This window comes from Paraburkholderia agricolaris (assembly GCF_009455635.1).
GTDB lineage: Bacteria > Pseudomonadota > Gammaproteobacteria > Burkholderiales > Burkholderiaceae > Paraburkholderia > Paraburkholderia agricolaris.
Genome location: NZ_QPER01000001.1, coordinates 2,636,138 through 2,655,986 on the forward strand (window position 1 = coordinate 2,636,138; position 19,849 = coordinate 2,655,986).

2 protein-coding genes (1 of these 2 only partly in view) are annotated in these 19,849 nt (G+C 66.3%); both read right to left on the reverse strand.

Going from position 1 to position 19,849, the window contains the following annotated elements; all coding sequences use genetic code 11:
- Positions 1-3,379 carry the start of a non-ribosomal peptide synthase/polyketide synthase gene (locus GH665_RS11670; protein ID WP_153135986.1) on the reverse strand. Its footprint begins 12,365 nt before the window's first position, so only the first 3,379 of its 15,744 coding nucleotides appear in the window; it begins with the start codon at positions 3,377-3,379; the stop codon falls past the left edge of the window.
- Complete coding sequence (locus GH665_RS11675) at positions 3,369-19,733, reverse strand: non-ribosomal peptide synthase/polyketide synthase (RefSeq protein ID WP_153135987.1); 16,365 nt, start codon at positions 19,731-19,733, stop codon at positions 3,369-3,371. Before GH665_RS11675 ends, GH665_RS11670 begins: the two co-directional genes overlap by 11 nt.
- Between the last annotated feature and the right edge of the window lie 116 nt (positions 19,734-19,849).

Genomic DNA, 19,849 nt, shown 5'->3' on the forward strand with positions numbered 1-19,849 from the left:
TGGTCCGCGCATCGAACAGATCGCCGGCATACGTGAACACGCCGTCGACTCCGCCATCGGCCGTCTCGTAGGTATCAAGCGTCAACTCGAACGGCACGCCGGCATCGTCCAGACGGAAGCGGCTGGCGACGAGTTCCGGCAACGCGTGAGCGAGCGTATCGCGCTGCGTCTGATGACCGGCCATCACGTCGAAGAACGGTGTACGTCCGGCACTGCGCTCCGGTTGCAGCGCATCGACCAGCAGATCGAACGGCAAATCCTGATGCGCCTGCGCGCCGAACATCGTGTCGCGCATCTGGATCAGCAGCGCGCGCAATGTCATGCCGTGTTCGATCCGCCCGCGCATCACCTGGGTATTGACGAAAAAGCCGACCAGTCCCGCGATTTCGCGGCGGTCGCGATTCGCGACCGGTACGCCCACACGCGGATCGACGTCGCCGGTATAGCGATGCAGCGCAACCAGCAGGGCCGTCAGCGACACCGTAAAGAACGTGGTGCCATGTTCACGCGCGACGGAGTTGAGCGCCGCGTGACGGATCGCGGATAGCGTGAAACGATGTGTCGCGGCCGGATGGTTAGCAGCGTTGCCGCGCGGCGCGTCGGCGGGCAACGCGGACGCAGGCGCCATGTCGGCGAGCTGGGTGCGCCAGTAGGCGAGTTGCCGCGTGTGTTCGTCGCTGTCGAGCCAGCGGTGCTGCCATGCCGCGTAGTCACGGTAGCGGACCGGCAGGTTCGGCAGGCTCGGCAACGGTGCGAGCGCTTCACGATCTCCGAGGATCGCTCGACGATAGCCGTGCGCGATCTCGTCGAACAGCAGATCGGCGGACCAGCCGTCCGCGGCGATATGGTGCGCGACCAGCAGCAGACGCCAGGCGGCGTCCCCGGTACGCAACAGCGTCGCACGCAGCAACGGACCGCGCGTCAGATCGAACGGTCGTGCAACGATTTCGCGCGATGCGGCAAGCGCGGCCTCGTTTGCCTCAACCTCATCCTCTCCGTTGCTGGACGCACGCACATCGAGCTGATCGAGCGCGATCGTCATCGACGGATGAATCACCTGAAGCGGTATGCCGTCCGCCGACGTTTCGAACGTCGTACGCAAGGTTTCATGCCGATTCACCAGCGCCTGTAAAGCGCCGCGCAACGCGTCGATCTTCAACGCACCGCGCAAGGTCAGGCCGCCCGCCAGGTGATAGGCGTTGCTCGCACGGTCGAGTTGCCACAGAAACCACTGGCGCCGCTGCGCAAACGAAGCGGGTACGCGCCCGTCCGCCTGCGGGTCGAATTCGATCCGCATCGGCAGGATGCGTGCGCCGCTCGCGCACAGGCGTTCGATCAGGGCAGCCGATTCGTGCAGCGTGGCGGTGCCGAATACATCGGCAATCTGGAATGCGACCTGCCAGCGATCGCGGACCTGTGCGGCGAGTTGCGTCGCCGCCAGCGAGTTGCCGCCCAGCGAGAAGAAGTGCGCGCTGCGCGTAGCGACGGGTACACCGAGCACCTCGCACCAGATCGCCGCGAGTTCGCGTTCGACGCCTTCGCGCAGGGTGTCGTCGGTGGATGTGGGATGTGCCGCGATCCGATCCGGCGCCCCGGTTTCATTGTGGCCCGTGGTGACGAAGCTGCCATGCTCGTAGACGGCGTAGGCATCCAGTTCTCGGCTGCGCCATCTCTGCGCGGCCGCACTGCGCTGCAATTTGCCGCTCGATGTCTTCGGCAGGCCGCCCGGATTCAGCAGCACGACAACCGACAGCGGTTCACCGCACGCTTCGCCGATGGCATCGTTCAATGCCTCGACGAGCGCTTGCGGCGTGGCGAGCTTTTGCATGCTGCGCGAGATTTCGACGGCGAGGCCAATGCCTTCCCGGCCCTCCAGTTCGACGCCAAACGCCGCGATGCGGCCTTTGCGCACCGCATCGACGTTCATTTCAACCGCACGCTCCAGATCCTGCGGATACAGGTTCTGCCCGCGCACGATAATCATGTCCTTACGTCGTCCGACGATAAAGAACTCGCCGTGGTGACGAAAACCGAGGTCGCCTGTGCGCAGCCAGCGTGTCGCCTCGCGTGTCGGAAAGCTCTCCGCGGTCGCATCGTCACGACGCCAGTAGCCGCGCGCAACGCTCGGCCCCGCCACCCAGATTTCGCCGACACGGCCATCGTCCAGCGTAACGCCGCTGTCCGGCGCGACGATCCTCACCTCGTGATTGACCGCTTCGCGACCGCAACCGACCAGCGTCACGATACCCGCTGCGGCGTATTCACTGTCCGCTTGCGCCTCTGGTATAGCTGGCAACGACGCAACTTCCGCGCGCCCTGCCTTCAATCCGCTGTCGACAAACGACACCGCGGACGGGCCCGCGCCACGCGTGCCGCCAGTGACGAATAGCGTCGCTTCCGCGAGGCCGTAGCACGGATAACGTGCATCCGAATCGAAACGGGCAGCAGCGAAACGCTCCGCGAAAGCCTGTTGCGTGTCGAAACGCACCGGCTCCGAACCACAAAAGGCGACCCGCCAGCTCGACAGGTCGAGATCCGCAATCTGGGTGTCCCGCACCCGCTCGCAACACAGGCGATACGCGAAATCCGGACCGCCCGAGATCGTGCCGCGATGCCGCGCGATCGCTTCGAGCCAACGCACCGGCCGCTCCAGAAAATATCTGGGCGACATCAACACGAGTGGAATACCGCTGTATACAGGCTGCAAAAGCGTGCCGATCAGTCCCATGTCGTGATAGAGCGGCAACCAGCTGACGAACACGTCGTTGGGCGTCACGCCCAATCCGCTCTGAATCGCGATCTCGTTGGCGAGCACGTTGCCGTGCGTGACCATCACGCCTTTCGGACTCGACGTCGAACCGGAGGTGTACTGCAGGAATGCGATATCGGCCGCGCCGTGGGCCGAAGCGAAAGCCGCACTTGACAAGGCGCTCTCGGCGACTTCATCGACGGCAACAAGTTCGACGCCCGGCGCGATAGCGCCGAACGACTCGCGCGTCGATGCGATCAGTGAAGCGGTGGTCAGCACGAAGCGTGCGTCGCAATCCGCCGCGATGCCGCGCAAGCGCGCCAGATGCTGTTCGCGCGCGGATTCCGGCGGATATGCGGGCACGGCAATCGTGCCCGCATACAGGCAGCCAAAGAATGCGGCGACGTAATCTATACCGCTGTCCATCAGCAGCAATGCGCGTTCGCCGGCCGCATTGCGCGCGGCGAGAAAACGGGCAATCGTCTGCGCGCGGGCATCGAGCGCGTGATAGTCGTAACGCGTGTCGCCGCTGTCGTCGACGCAGACCAGTGCGGTGTCGTGCGGACGCGTCGCGGCGAGTTCGCGCAGACGTTCGGCGAGATTGAACGATTGAGGTGACTCAAGCAGCATCGCTAACCTTGTTGTGCTGAAGCGTGAAGTAGTCGTGCACTGCCCCCAGAAAATCGGGGTGATGCAGCAATTCCATATGATTGGCGTCCACGACGGCCGAGCGCGTGATGCTGCTCGCCGCGTAACGCGGCCACTCGTTCTGGCGCGTGGACACGAGCGGATTGCCGGCCGCGAGCTGACGGCCGGCCCACCAGTGGTAACGCGACGCGTGCAGCGTCTTGCGGCGCGCGTCGCGGACCATCGACGTAAAGTAGTCGCTCATCAACGCGACGGCGCGCAACAGTTCGATTTCCGCGTCGCCGGGCAGGTAGTCGCGCCACTTGTGCGCTTCGGCGAGAAACATCCGGTACTTGTCGAGTTCGTGGTCTTCGACATGACGCGGCGCGATGGCCGGTGTCAGCGGCGTCGCATCGTCGACGATGACGTGCGGCGGTGCGCTATCCACGAGGCCGATCCACGCGACCTGCTGGCCTTGCGCTTCGAGCTGGTGAGCGACCTCGACCGCGAGCACGCCCCCGAGCGACCAGCCAAGCAGGTTGTACGGACCGTCCGCCTGGACCTGCCGAATCCGCTGGGCGTAATCGGCAGCGAGTTCGGCCAAATCGGCAGGCCACCACGTGCGGTCGTCGTAGTACGGCGCCTGCACGCCGAAAACCGTGGCCACGCCGTCGAGATGTTGCGCAAGCGCGCGATACTCGGCGACCAGACCATAGAGCGGATGGATGGCGAACAGCGTGGATGGCGCGGACGCGGTGTTCATCCGAACGATGTTGGTCGGTATTGCGGCCCCGCTCGATGAAGCGCTTTCAATGGCGGTGGCGAGCGCGGCGATGGTCGGATGGGTGAAAAGCTGTTCGAGCGGCAGGTTGTCCTGACCGGCGTTTCTCGCGGTCTGGACCACTTTGAGCGCGCGCAGCGAATCGCCGCCGACCTCGAAGAAGTTATCGGTCACACCAATATCGTCGCGGCCCAGCACACCCTGCCAGATCGCCAGCAGCGCGGCCTCCAGCGGCGTGCGCGGCGCCACCCGTTCGAGTCCGCCCTGCACCTGCGGCTCCGGCAGCGCCCGACGGTCCACCTTGCCGTTCTGCATCACCGGCAGACGCTCCAGCACCACGAACGCACCCGGCACCATGTAGCCCGGCAGCCGCGCCTCCAGCACCCCGCGCAGCGTGCCCGTCTCCAGCGCCACCCCGGCCTCGCCCGACACATAACCCACCAGGCGCCGCCCCTCGCCTTCACCCTTGAGCTCCACCACCGCTTCGCGCACCCCGGCCACCTGCCGCAGCACCGCCTCGATCTCGCCCAGCTCGATCCGGAAACCCCGCAGCTTCACCTGCTGGTCCAGCCGCCCCAGGAAGTCGATCGTGCCGTCCTCCCGACGCCGGCACAGGTCCCCCGTGCGGTACAGGCGCGCCCCATCCGTCCGGTACGGGTCCGGAATGAACTTCTCCGCGGTCTGCGCCGCCCGGTTCAGATAGCCACGCGCCAGCGTCTCGCCGCCGATGCACAACTCCCCCAGCCCGCCCACCGGCACCTCGTTGCCCGCTTCATCGAGCACATACACCGTGCGCGATCCGTACGGCGCCCCGATCGGGACGATCGCGTGGTCAATGTCTTCAGCCCGGGTCTGCCGGTACAGGCACGCCACCGTGGTTTCCGTCGGCCCGTACAGGTTGTCCAGGCGGATATGTCCCAGCGGCCCCTCGCGCCATTGACGCAACGCGTCGCCCGGCAGCCCCTCGCCGCCCACCGTGATCTGCCGCAGCGCGCGCAGGCTCTGCGCCGCCGGCGGCTCGCGCAGCCACTGCTGCCAGTACGCCGTCGGAATGCGCGAGAACGTCACCCCTTCTTCGGCCAGATGCCGGCTGGTGGTCGCCAGATCCCACAGCTGCGGTCCGCGCATCTCGACCTGTCCGCCGCACAGCAGCGCGGGCAGCATCTCGTGCAGCGACACGTCGAAGTTGATCGTCGACGACTGCAGCTGTTTGTCCGTTTCGCCGATCCCGTACGTGCCGATGAAGTCCTCAAGGTGCGAGCACAGCGCGCCATGGCTGATCGCCACGCCCTTCGGCCGCCCCGTCGAGCCCGACGTGTAGATCACGTAGGCGAGCTGGTCGGGGTGAATGCTGACGGCGGGGGCCGGGGATTCCTCACCATCCCGCAGCGCTTCCAGCGCGATGGTCTCGCGGCCCGCGAGCAGGCCGGCATGACGTTGCGCCGTGACCGCATCCACCACCACCCGGCTCACCCCCGCGTCTTCCATCATGTACGCCAGCCGGTCTTCCGGATAGTCCGGGTCCAGCGGCACGAACGCCGCCCCCGACTTCAGCACCCCCAGCACCGACGCAACCAGCCCCGCCGAGCGCGTCAGGCACAGCCCGATGCGCTCGTCCGCCCCCGCTCCCCGTTCCACCAGATGCCCCGCCACGCGGTTCGACCACGCCTCCAGTGCGCGGTAGTCCAGCCGCTCGCCCTCGCAATGCACCGCCCCCGCCGTGCCCCGGCGCCGCGCCTGCGCCCCGAAGCGCTCGCCCACCGGCGCGAACCCGTGCCGCGCGATCGCCGTGCGGTAGCGGTCCTCCATCGCCAGCGTGATCTCTCCCAGATACGCATCGTCGCGCGCCGACACCTGCTCGAGAATCTCCACGTAGTGCTCCAGCATGCGCGCCACCACCGGCTCATCGAACACGTCGCGCGCGAAGCTCAACGACACCGACAGTCCTTCGTCCTCCGCCACGTTCAGCACCAGATCGAAACGCGCCGTGTGCGCCTCGCCCGACAGCGCCGACACCTTCAGCCCCGGCAGCGCCACCGTCTCGCGCGAGGCGCCCGTATAGTTGAACATCGCCTGGAACAGCGGCGTATGGCCCAGGCTTCGCGCCGGCTGCAGGGCATCCACCAGCCGCGCGAACGGCAGATCCTGATGCGCCTGGGCCTCCACCACGCGCGTGCGCACCTGCCCGAGCAGCGCCCCGAAGCGCTGCACCCCCGCCAGCTCCGTGCGGATCACCAGCGTGTTGACAAAGAAGCCGATCAGCCCTTCGGTCTCCAGCCGGTCGCGTCCGGCCACCGGCACCCCGACGCGGATGTCCTGCTGGGCGCTGTAGCGCGACAGCAGCACGTCATACGCGGCCAGCAGCGTCATGAACAGCGTCGCGCCATGGCGTTGCGACAGCGCGCGCAGCGCCTGCGCCCGGTGCGCCTCCAGCCGGCGCACCACCCGGCCGCCCGCGGCGCTGCGCAGCCCCGTGCGCTTGCGCGTCACCGGCAGTTCGAGCACCGGATGCCCGTCGCCCAGGCGCGCGCGCCAGTAGTCGAGCTGTGCATCGAGGCGGCTCGCGTCGAGCCATTCGCGCTGCCACACCGCGTAGTCACCGTACTGCACCGGCAATGGCGCGAGCGGCGACGCGGCGCCTTCCGCACCCTCGTTCATACCTTCATTCACACCCTCGCTGAGCGCCTGGTACAGCGTGGCGAACTCCCGCGTCAGCACCCCGATCGACCACGCGTCCGAAACGATGTGATGCATCGCGAAGTGCAGCACGTGCTCCGCCTCCCCGACCCGCACCAGCGACACCCGCAGCAGCGGGCCATGCTCCAGATCGAACGGCCGGCTCGACAGCTGCGCGAGCAGCGACTTCAGCTCCGTATCCCTATCCGCATCCGCTGCCGGCGCCAGATCGTATTGCGCCCATCCGTACGGCGTGCCGTCGATCACCTGCCACGGCGTGCCGTCCACCTCCTCGAAGCGGCTTCGCAGTGACTCGTGGCGCGCCTGAATCAGCGAGAGCGCGCGACGCGCCACGTCGACATCAAATTGACCAGCCAGGCGAGTGGCGCCCACCGTGTTGTATGCGGGGCTGTTGCGATCGAGTCGCCACAGGAACCACAACCGCTCCTGAGCGTGCGACAGCGGCGCGCGATCTGCTGCGCCAGTGCGTCGTGTAATCGTGTCATGCGCGCCAGATGGACGTGTCTCCGCTGCATCGCTCGCGAGCATCGCAGCGGCGATTCCCGCAGGCGTCGGATGCGCAAACAGGACAGGCAACGGAATTTCCACGCGACATTGCTGGCGAACTCGCGAGACCGTCTTGACTGCAAGAATCGAATCGCCACCGAGTTCGAAGAAGTTGTCGTGTCGTCCGACGCGCTCCACCTCCAGCACCTGTTCAAACAGCGCGGCGAGCGTCGTTTCGAAGTCGCCTTGCGGTGCTTCGTAACCGCGCGTCTGGAATTCAGGCGCCGGCAGCGCCTTGCGGTCCACCTTGCCGTTCGGCGTCAGTGGCAGCGCCTCCAGCACCACCACGGCGGACGGCACCATGTAGTCCGGCAATGCCGCCGACAACGCCGCGCGCAGCGACGCGCCATCCAGCGTGACGCCCGCATGCGGCGCTACATAGCCCACCAGGCGCATACCACCCGCTGCGCCTTGCGCGGTCACCACCGCCTCTCGTACGTCCTGCTGTGCCAGCAACTGGGCCTCGACTTCGCCCAGTTCGATCCGGAAGCCCCGGATCTTGACCTGATGATCGATCCGCCCGAGATATTCCAGCTCTCCGTCCGCGCGCCAGCGCGCCAGGTCGCCGGTCCGATAGAGCCGTGCGCCCTGCGTGGAGAACGGATCGGGTACGAAGCGCCCCGCCGTCAGCGCCGCACGCTTCAGATAGCCCCGTGCCAGCGCCTGCCCGCCGATGTACAGCTCGCCCGCCACGCCCTGCGGCACCAGATTCAGACTCACGTCGAGAACACGCAACTGCGTCGCCGGTAACGGACGGCCCAGCATTGGGGCACTCTCACCGACATGCGCCACCGACGACCAGATCGTCGTTTCGGTCGGTCCGTACATGTTCCACAGATCGACGCCCGCAGCCCGCAGACGCGTCGCCAGTTCGGCCGGCAGCGCTTCACCGCCGCACAGGCCCTTCAGCGAGACCCGTTGCGCGCCCGCAGGCCAGCCCGAGTCGAGCAGCATGCGCCAGGTCGCCGGCGTCGACTGCATCACGCTCGCCGCATGTTTCTCCAGCAACCCTGCCAGCAGACGGGCGTCACGTGCTTCATCGCGAGAGGCCAGCACCACCTTCGCGCCTGCCATCAGCGGCAGGAACAGTTCCAGCGCCGCAATATCGAACGACAGCGAGGTCACCGCGACCAGCGTGTCACCCACCGTCAGACCCGGTTCGCGCGCCACGCCGTGCAGGAAATTCGTCAGCGCGGCGTGACGCACCATCGTGCCTTTGGGCTGGCCTGTCGAACCCGACGTATAGATCACGTACGCCAGTTGCTCACCGCTTACGGCCACCGCCGGATTCCCGGCCGGCCCGGCCGACAGATCCAGCGCATCCAGTTCGATCACACGGGTATGTTCGCCCACCGGCAACGCGTCGGTCATACCCATCACCGCGCGCTGGGTCAGCAGCAAGGGCGCACGGCAATCGTCGAGCATATAACCCAGCCGGGCGGCCGGATACGACGGGTCGAGCGGCACATACGCGCCCCCCGCCTTCAGCACCGCAAGCAGCGCCACCAGCATATCCACCGACCGCTCCAGCGCCACCGCGACCATCACGTCGGCGCGCACGCCTTCGCGGATCAGGCGATGCGCCAGGCGGTTCGCACGCGTATTCAACGCGGCATAGCTCAGTGCCTCATCGCCACAGACCAGCGCAATCGCATCCGGCGTCGCTGCCGCCTGGCGCTCGATCAGCTCATGCACGGCAGCGGCATCGGCGAACGAATCGGTGTTGCATCCAGCGTGCTGCCGGTGCACCGATGAAGCGTCGTCGAGAAGCGTCAGCGCGCCTAACGACCGTGATGAATCATCAGCAAACGCACGCAGCAAACCACTCAATCGTTCCGCCAGTTCCGCAACAGCCCCAGCGCTCAGAACCCTCAGGTCATAGCTGTACTTGAACCGCAACGTCCCGGCTTGCGAAACCGAAATGGTCAGCGCGTAGTTCGTTTCCTCGCGATTGAGTAGCGGTCCAAACGATAGACCGCCTGATGCAGCCTGTTTCAACGCGGCGTCGACCGGATAGTTTTCGAACACGATCAGACTGTCGAACAATGCCTGCCCCGCCGAGCCAGCCCAACGCTGAATCTCGTTGAGCGGCGTGTGTTCATGTTCGCGCGACGCCAACGCCTGCGCCTGCATCGCCCGCAACCAGTCGCCGACACGCAGGCCGGCGCGCGGCGATGCGATCACCGGCAATGTGTTGATGAACAACCCGATCAACTGCCCGGCATCGGGCAGATCGGCGGGGCGGCCCGCCACAGTCGCGCCGAACACCACCGTGTCCTGCAACGTATGACGCTGCAATAGCAACGCCCACGCGGCCTGGACGAGCGTATTGACCGTCACGTGCTCCTGTCGCGCGAACGCGGCCAGTTTCGCGGACGTCGCTGCGTCCAGTTCGAGTTCTAGCTCGTCGTAACGGCGGATCCGCGTCGTTTCGTTGTCGATGGCATCGCGAACCAGGGCTGCGGCGATGCGGCTCGGCTCATCGTAATCGCAAAGCTGCGCGCGCCAGAAGTGTTCGCTTGCGATACTGTCGCGTTGCTGAAGCCAGCGTACATAGTCGCGATACCGGCCGCGATTTGCAGGCAATGCCTGACCGGCGTAATGGCGCAGTACTTCGCCCATCAACTGCGATACGCTCCAGCCGTCGAGCAGCACGTGATGATGCGTCCAGATCATCCGGTAGGCTGCGTCGCCGCGTTGCACCAGCGTCAACCGGTGCAGTGGCGCACGCGCAAGATCAAAACCGCGTACACGTTCCGCATGTTCAAGCGCGCTCAACGCAGCGTCTTGCCCGGCTGCGTCATGCGGATCGCGCAGATCGTGCAGTGCGAATGGCAAGTCGATCGTTTTGGCGACCCATTGCAGCCACGCATCGTCCTGTTGCACAAAACCCGTTCGCAGAATGTCGTGACGCTCGGTCACCGCCTGCCACGCGGCCCTGAAACGCGCCACGTCGAGGCCGTCGATATCGACGCACAACTGCATCACATAGGCGCTATCGTTCGGCGCGTACAGGGTGTGGAACAGCATGCCGCGCTGCATCGGCGACAGCGGATACAGGTCTTCGATTTGCGTCGCCGGCACCGGTAATGTCAACTGACGCAATTGCTGCTGATCGAGTCCGGCAAGCGGGAAATCCGATGGCGTAACGCCGCCAGCCGCGGCCGCGCCGCTGGTGCAATGCGCGATCAGCTCGCGGAGTTCGCTAGCGAATCGGGCAAGCAATGCCTCGACGGTCGATGCGTCGTGACGCGCAGCATTGAAGCCAATGGCAAGCGTCAGCTCACTGTCGAATACCTTTGCGTTGATCGACAACGCGTAAGCAAATTCGGCGCTGCTGTCTTGCGGGCGGCCCGTCGATCCGCTGGCGGGTTGCCATCCCGAAGATGCGGTGTTATCGAAGCTGCTGTCGAACTGCCCAAGGTAGTTGAAAACAACCTGCGACGCCGCGATTTCCGACAGCGCCGCGCGGTCCTCCTCAACCCCGAACTGACGCAGCGCGCCGAAGCCCAGCCCCCGCGCCGGAATCGCGCGCAGCGTTTCCTTCACCCGGCAGATAGCGTCGCCCGTGTCACCCTGCGGCTCCAGCCGCACCGGAAACAGCGTCGTGAACCAGCCGCACGTGCGGCTCACGTCGATCCCGTCGAATACGTCTTCGCGGCCGTGGCCTTCCACGTCGATACGGATCGACTCGCGCTTCGTCCAGCCGCACAGTGCCCGCCCCAGCGCAACCAGCAACAGATCGTTGACCTGTGTGCGATACGCCGACGGCGCGTCCTTCAGCAACTGACGCGTCGTCGCCGCATCGAACGTGACCGTGTGTTGCTGTGCGCTCGCCTGCGTGTTGCCACCCTGCGGATGGTCCTGCGGGATATCCGCGCGTGTCCCGCCAATCTGCTGCCAGTAGCCACGGGTTTCACGCACGGCAGCCGTGCGTGCATATTCCTGCAACCGCCCCGACCATGCGCCATACGACGCGGTTTTCTCCGGCAACGCGGGTTTGTCGCCGGCCCGGATCTGTTCATAGGCCGTCTGCAGGTCCTCGAGCAGCACGCGCCATGAAACGCCATCCACGGCCAGGTGATGGATCGCCAGCAACAGACGCGCCGTGCCATCCGCCAGCCGGATCGACATTGCCCGCAGCAGCGGACCGTGGGTGATATTCAGGCTCTGCTGCGCTTCATCGCAGATCGCCCCGATCGGGCGGCCTGCCGGTGCATCCCGTGTCCACAGCAGTTGCGCGGACTCGGATGCCGCATAGCGCTGCGTCCATACGCCCTGCGCGGATTGCTCGAAGCGCAGACGCAATGCGTCGTGATGCGCGACCAGCGTATGCAGCGCGGCTTCAAGCGTGGGTTCGTCCAGTGCTTCACCGCTTTGCAGCAGCAACGCCTGATTCCAGTGATGCCGGTTCGGCACCTGTTGCGCGAAGAACGCCGCCTGGATCGGCAGCAGCGGCACGTCGCCGGCCAGCGTTTCTGCAGCCGCCGGATCCATTTGACCGTCCAGCGTTTCCGCGACCGCCGCGAGCAGTGCCACCGTCTGACGCTCGAACAGTTGCCGCGGCGTGATCTTCAGCCCGACCCGGCGCAGACGCGCGACGATCTGCAGGCTCAGGATCGAATCGCCGCCCAGTTCGAAGAAGTTCGCGTGACGGCCAACCTGCTCCACGCCCAGCACGTCCTGCCAGATGGCCGCGAGCGCGGTTTCAACTGCACCTTGTGGTGCTTCGTACTGCGCTGTGGGGTTCGTGCTGCCCTGCTCCGGCGCGGGCAGCGCCTTGCGGTCCACCTTGCCGTTCGGACTCAGGGGCAGCGTGTCCAGCACGACGATCGCCGACGGCACCATATGCTCGGGTAACGCTTCGGCGAGAGTTTCGCGCAGTTCCGCCGTATTGACCGGGGTGTTTGCGTTCGCGCTCACATAACCGACCAGACGCTTGCCTCCGACGCCTTCCTGAGCGACGACGACCGCTTCACGCACATTGGTCTGCGCGAGAAGCTGTGCCTCGATCTCGCCAAGCTCGATCCGGAAGCCGCGAATCTTGACCTGATGATCGATCCGGCCCAGATACTCCAGCGCACCGTCCACACGCCAGCGCGCCAGGTCTCCCGTGCGGTACAGACGGGTGCCTTCGGCCGAGAACGGGTCCGGCACGAAGCGCTCCGCCGTCAGCGCCGGGCGGTTCAGATAACCCCGCGCGAGCCCCGCTCCACCCAGATACAGTTCACCTGCCACTCCCACCGGCGTCATGTTCAGCGATGCATCCAGCACATACGTCTGAACGTTCGCAATCGGACGGCCGATCGGCGTTACCGTGTCCTCCGCCTGGCAGCTCCAGTGCGTGACGTCGATGGCCGCTTCCGTCGGGCCGTACAGGTTGTAGAGTGCCGCAGCCGGCAGCGCCGCCAGCGCACGGTCCTTCAGCTCCGTGGACAACGCCTCGCCACTGCAGATCACGCGCCTGAGGCCCGTGCATTGCTGCGCGCCTTCGTACGCGATGAACGCCTGCAGCATCGACGGCACGAAATGCAGCGTCGTCACCGCATGGCGTTCGATCAGTTCGGCCAGCTTCTGCGGATCGCGATGATCGTCAGGCGCGGCCACCGCCAGACGCGCGCCGGTCATCAACGGCCAGAAGAACTCCCACACCGAGACGTCGAAGCTGAACGGCGTCTTCTGCAACACCGTGTCTGTGGCATCCAGCGCGTAGGCCTGCTGCATCCACACCAGGCGGTTATATAGCGCGCCATGGCGGTTCGCCGCGCCCTTCGGCTGGCCTGTGGAACCCGACGTGTAGATCACGTAGGCGAGGTTTTCGCCATCCAGTCCGATAACCGGGTTGTGCGACGGTTGGTCCGTAAGATCGGGCGCATCCAGTTCGAGCACCGCGATCCCATCCGGCAGCGGCAGCGCGTCACGCACCCGGCGCTGCGTCAGCAGCAGCGCAATGCCGCTATCGGCCATCATGTACGCGAGTCGCGCAGCCGGATACGACGGGTCGAACGGCACATAGGCGCCGCCCGCTTTCATGATCGCGAGCAGTCCCACCACCATCTCGACCGAGCGCTCGACGGCAATCCCCACGCGCACATCCGGGCCGACGCCCTGTGCCGATAAGCGGTGCGCCAGACGGTTGGCGCGCGCGTTCAGTTCGGCGTAGGTCAGCTTCTGATCGCCAAACAGCACGGCCACCGCGTCCGGCGTCCTGCGTACCTGCGCTTCAATAACACGATGCACTGGCAACGCGTCACCATAGTCCACATCGCAACGGCTAAACGCTTCGACCTCGCGCCGCGCGGCGGCATCGAGCAACTCCACAGCGCCAAGCCGACGCGCACTATCCTCAGCCAACCCGGCCAGCAACCGCTCAACCTGTGCCCCAATACGCGCGATAAACCCATCAGAAAACACGCCGCAATCGAAGCTGAACTTCAGCTTCAGCGTCGCTGCGAATGTCGCCGATACCGTCAGCGGATAATTCGTTTCCTCGCGATTCGCAAGCGCCCCGAAGCTGAGTCCGCGCGGCGTGGTGTCCTTGAGCGCGGCATCGACCGGGTAGTTTTCGAACACGACAATGCTGTCGAACAGTGCCTGCCCACCCATGCCCGCCCAGCGCTGGATATCGTTCAGCGGCGTATGTTCATGCTCACGCGCGGCCAGCGCCGCAGCTTGCAGACGACGCAGCCAGTCGCCGACCGGCATGGCGTCGTCGACCCGCGCAATCACCGGCAGCGTGTTGATAAACAATCCAAGCAGATTTTCGACGCCGTTCAGATCGGCCGGCCGCCCGGCAACAGTCGCACCGAACACGACCGTTTGTTGTCCTGTATAGCGTTGCAACAACAGCGCCCACGCAGCCTGAACCAGCGTGTTTACCGTCACGCTTTCGCGCCGAGCGAACGCGGCAAGCCGTTCGCTCGCGGACGCACTCAATTCGCATTCACGCTCGCCGACCTGGGCGGCGCCGCTGTCATTCGCAACAGCGCCGGGCGGCACCGAAGCGCCAAGCCGCCCAGGACCTTCGAGCGCCGCAAGTTGTTCGCGCCAGAACGATTCGCTCGCCGACGCATCGCGCCGGTCCAGCCATGCGATGTAATCGCGGTATCGTCCGCCACGCGCCGGCATCGCATCGCCAGCGTAGTGACGCAGCACCTCGCCCATCAACTGCGACACGCTCCAGCCGTCGAGCAGCACATGATGGTCGGTCCACACCAGGTCATGCCCGCCGTCCGGACGGGCGAACACGTTGATACGCAATAGCGGCGCGCACGACAGATCGAAGCCCCGTGCGATATCCGCGGCGAGCCATTCCGGGAGACGCGTCTCGTAGTGATCCGCGCTGGCGCGCCAGTCGAATACCGTGTACGGCACCGTTGCGACGCGTTGCACGACCTGCAATGCGGTGCCGCCATGACGCCAGTCGAAATGCGTACGCAGAATGTCGTGGCGGTCCACCGCGGCCTGCCACGCGGCCCGCATGCGCTCGTGATCGAGTTCGCCATGCAGCGTCAGGCGTTTCTGGTTCAGATAGACGCCGCCGCCGTCCTGCCACACGCTATGGAACAGCACGCCTTGTTGAACCGGCGCCGCGGTGTAAAGATCGTCGATCGCGGCAAACGGCAAATCCAGCATGTCCAGCGACGCCTGGTCGATCCGCGCGAGCGGAAAATCCGAAGCGGTTGCGCTCGGCGATGCTTCTGCGCAATGCTCGATCAGACGCTTCAGACGCACTTCGAATTGCGCGGCGAGATCGCGCACGATGGACTCGTCGAGTTCGCCCGCGCGATACGCCCACGACACCGACAAACAACCGTTCGCGATTGCGCCGTTCAGATCGAGCACCATGTCGGCGGGATGCGCGTCCGACATCGTTGCACCGCCCGACTCGCTGGCGAAGCTGAAGCGTCCGCCGGTTTCAAGGCTCTGATCGAACTGGCCGAGATAGTTGAAGCCAATCTGCGGCATGGGCAAATCCGCCAGCGAGGCGCGCAACCATCCATAGCCAAGCCCTTTGCGCGGCACGGCGCGCAAACGCTCTTTCACCCCCTTGATCGCGGCAGATGGCGCATCGGCAGTTTCCAGCCACACCGGATATTGCGTCGTAAACCAGCCGACCGTGCGGCTCAGATCGAGTTCTTCGTCGAGCGCTTCACGGCCGTGGCCTTCGAGCGAGATGAGCGTGCCGCGCTCGCCGCTCCATGCCGCGATGGTTTGTGTCAGCGCGGTCAGCAACAGGTCTTCGACGCTGGTTCGATACGCGCGTGGCGCGGCTTGCAACAGTTGACGCGTCCAGTCGGCGTCAAGTTGTGCGGTGACCGCACCGGGCGCGGCCCGCTGTGCGGTGGACATCGCGATCGGCAGCGACGTGTGCGCGTCCGACAACGCGGCACGCCACCACGCGGCTTCGCCCTGGACCGCGTCGGTCTGCGCGAATGCCTGCTGTCGTGCGACCCATACGCTCCACGGCAAGCCTCCCGGCAACGCGGTCCGGGCGGTTGCCGACGCGCTCGATGCGTTCGATGCGTTCGACTCGCTGCTTGCCGCATTGAGTGCGTCGTCGTAGCGTTGTTGCAGTTCGTCGAGCAGCACGCGCCACGACACGCCATCGACGGCCAGATGATGAATCGCCAGCAGCAAGCGCGCTTCACCGTCACGCTCGAAGTAACCGACGCGCAGTAGCGGTCCGGTTTCGAGGTTCAGGCTCTGTTGCAGACGAGTCGAGCGGGCTTCGAGCGTCGCGGTCCAGTCCTCGTCTTCGCGCAGATCGAAAGACTCGACAATGCGTGCTGTTTCGCGCGGCGCGACCTGCTGGCGCCAGCCCTCGGCGGATGGATGGAAACGCAGACGCAATGCGTCGTGCGCCGCGATCAGATCACCGACGGCGCGCTCAAGAATCGTCGGCTCAAGTACGCCTTCGACACGCAACAATACGGCCTGATTCCAGTGCGATTCACCGTATGGAAAACGCTTGAAAAAGTCCTGCTGGATTGGCGTCAACGCTTGCACGCCGTGTATCTCGGCATGCTCCTGCGCCGCCTCGGACGATAACGTGCGCGCCTGTTGCGCGAGCGTCGCGACGGTTGGATGCTCGAACACCTGGCGCGGCGACAGCAACAGATTCGCCTGACGTGCACGCGCAATGATCTGCAAGCTCAGAATCGAATCGCCGCCGATCTCAAAGAAGTTATCGGTCACACCAATATCGTCACGGCCCAGCACACCCTGCCAGATCGCCAGCAGCGCGGCCTCCAGCGGCGTGCGCGGCGCCACCCGTTCGAGTCCGCCCTGCACCTGCGGCTCCGGCAGCGCCCGACGGTCCACCTTGCCGTTCTGCATCACCGGCAGACGCTCCAGCACCACGAACGCACCCGGCACCATGTAGCCCGGCAGCCGCGCCTCCAGCACCCCGCGCAGCGTGCCCGTCTCCAGCGCCACCCCGGCCTCGCCCGACACATAGCCCACCAGGCGCCGCCCCTCGCCTTCACCCTTGAGCTCCACCACCGCTTCGCGCACCCCGGCCACCTGCCGCAGCACCGCCTCGATCTCGCCCAGCTCGATCCGGAAACCCCGCAGCTTCACCTGCTGGTCCAGCCGCCCCAGGAAGTCGATCGTGCCGTCCTCCCGACGCCGGCACAGGTCCCCCGTGCGGTACAGGCGCGCCCCATCCGTCCGGTACGGGTCCGGAATGAACTTCTCCGCGGTCTGCGCCGCCCGGTTCAGATAGCCACGCGCCAGCGTCTCGCCGCCGATGCACAACTCCCCCAGCCCGCCCACCGGCACCTCGTTGCCCGCCTCATCGAGCACATACACCGTGCGCGATCCGTACGGCGCCCCGATCGGGACGATCGCGTGGTCAATGTCTTCAGCCCGGGTCTGCCGGTACAGGCACGCCACCGTGGTTTCCGTCGGCCCGTACAGGTTGTCCAGGCGGATATGCCCCAGCGGCCCCTCGCGCCATTGACGCAACGCGTCGCCCGGCAGCCCCTCGCCGCCCACCGTGATCTGCCGCAGCGCGCGCAGGCTCTGCGCCGCCGGCGGCTCGCGCAGCCACTGCTGCCAGTACGCCGTCGGAATGCGCGAGAACGTCACCCCTTCTTCGGCCAGATGCCGGCTGGTGGTCGCCAGATCCCACAGCTGCGGTCCGCGCATCTCGACCTGTCCGCCGCACAGCAGCGCGGGCAGCATCTCGTGCAGCGACACGTCGAAGTTGATCGTCGACGACTGCAGCTGTTTGTCCGTTTCGCCGATCCCGTACGTGCCGATGAAGTCCTCAAGGTGCGAGCACAGCGCGCCATGGCTGATCGCCACGCCCTTCGGCCGCCCCGTCGAGCCCGACGTGTAGATCACGTAGGCGAGCTGGTCGGGGTGAATGCTGACGGCGGGGGCCGGGGATTCTTCACCATTGCGCAGCGCTTCCAGCGCGATGGTCTCGCGGCCCGCGAGCAGGCCGGCATGACGTTGCGCCGTGACCGCATCCACCACCACCCGGCTCACCCCCGCGTCTTCCATTATGTACGCCAGCCGGTCTTCCGGATAGTCCGGGTCCAGCGGCACGAACGCCGCCCCCGACTTCAGCACCCCCAGCACCGACGCAACCAGCCCCGCCGAGCGCGTCAGGCACAGCCCGATGCGTTCGTCCGCCCCCGCTCCCCGTTCCACCAGATGCCGCGCCACGCGGTTCGACCACGCCTCCAGTGCGCGGTAGTCCAGCCGCTCGCCCTCGCAATGCACCGCCCCCGCCGTGCCCCGGCGCCGCGCCTGCGCCCCGAAGCGCTCGCCCACCGGCTCGAACCCGTGCCGCGCGATCGCCGTGCGGTAGCGGTCCTCCATCGCCAGCGTGATCTCTCCCAGATACGCATCGTCGCGCGCCGACACCTGCTCGAGAATCTCCACGTAGTGCTCCAGCATGCGCGCCACCACCGGCTCATCGAACACGTCGCGCGCGAAGCTCAACGACACCGACAGTCCTTCGTCCTCCACCACGTTCAGCACCAGATCGAAACGCGCCGTGTGCGCCTCGCCCGACAGCGCCGACACCTTCAGCCCCGGCAGCGCCACCGTCTCGCGCGAGGCGCCCGTATAGTTGAACATCGCCTGGAACAGCGGCGTATGGCCCAGGCTTCGCGCCGGCTGCAGGGCATCCACCAGCCGCGCGAACGGCAGATCCTGATGCGCCTGGGCCTCCACCACCCGCGTGCGCACCTGCCCGAGCAGCGCCCCGAAGCGCTGCACCCCCGCCAGCTCCGTGCGGATCACCAGCGTGTTGACAAAGAAGCCGATCAGCCCTTCGGTCTCCAGCCGGTCGCGTCCGGCCACCGGCACCCCGACGCGGATGTCCTGCTGGGCGCTGTAGCGCGACAGCAGCACGTCATACGCGGCCAGCAGCGTCATGAACAGCGTCGCGCCATGGCGTTGCGACAGCGCGCGCAGCGCCTGCGCCCGGTGCGCCTCCAGACGGCGCACCACCCGGCCGCCCGCGGCGCTGCGCAGCCCCGTGCGCTTGCGCGTCACCGGCAGTTCGAGCACCGGATGCTCGTCGCCCAGGCGCGCGCGCCAGTAGTCGAGCTGTGCATCGAGGCGGCTCGCGTCGAGCCATTCGCGCTGCCACACCGCGTAGTCGCCGTACTGCACCGGCAATGGCGCGAGCGGCGATGCGGCGGCTTCCGCACCCTCGTTCATACCTTCATTCACACCCTCGCTGAGCGCCTGGTACAGCGTGGCGAACTCCCGCGTCAGCACCCCGATCGACCACGCGTCCGAGACGATGTGATGCATCGCGAAGTGCAGCACGTGCTCCGCCTCCCCGACCCGCACCAGCGACACCCGCAGCAGCGGGCCATGCTCCAGATCGAACGGCCGGCTCGACAGTTGCGCGAGCAGCGACTTCAGCTCCGTATCACAATCCGCATCCGCTGCCGGCGCCAGATCGTATTGCGCCCATCCGTACGGCGTGCCGTCGATCATCTGCCACGGTGTACCGTCCACCTCCTCGAAGCGGCTTCGCAGTGACTCGTGCCGGGCCTGAATCAGCGAGAGCGCACGACGCGCCACGTCGACATCGAGCGCCCCGTCGAAACGGACTGCCGACACCATGTTGTAGCTCGCGCTATCCGGCTCCAGGCGCCATAGGAACCACAGACGCTCCTGCGCGTACGACAGCGGAAAACGTTCGCCGCGCGATGCAAGCGGCACGATCGGCAGACGGCTGGCCGGGATGCCCCGCTCAGCGAGACGCGCGCGAAATACCTCGCGCTTCGGCGCCGGCAATCCGGCATAAGCCTTCGATATCGCCAGCATTTCGTCGGCCATTCCGTTCATCGTCTCGCTCATCTTTGCCCTCGTGGACCGGCTTCACAAGCCGATCTGTTATTCATGCCCAACCGGTATCGAAGCAACCGGCCGGCAGTGTGTCCTGCGCCATTGCTCTTCAGATGCCGCGCGTCACG

What these genes read in the sequence shown, in the direction of transcription:
- GH665_RS11675 (WP_153135987.1), bottom strand. Translation starts at nt 19,733, where the DNA reads ATGAGCGAGACGATGAACGGAATGGCCGACGAAATGCTGGCGATATCG.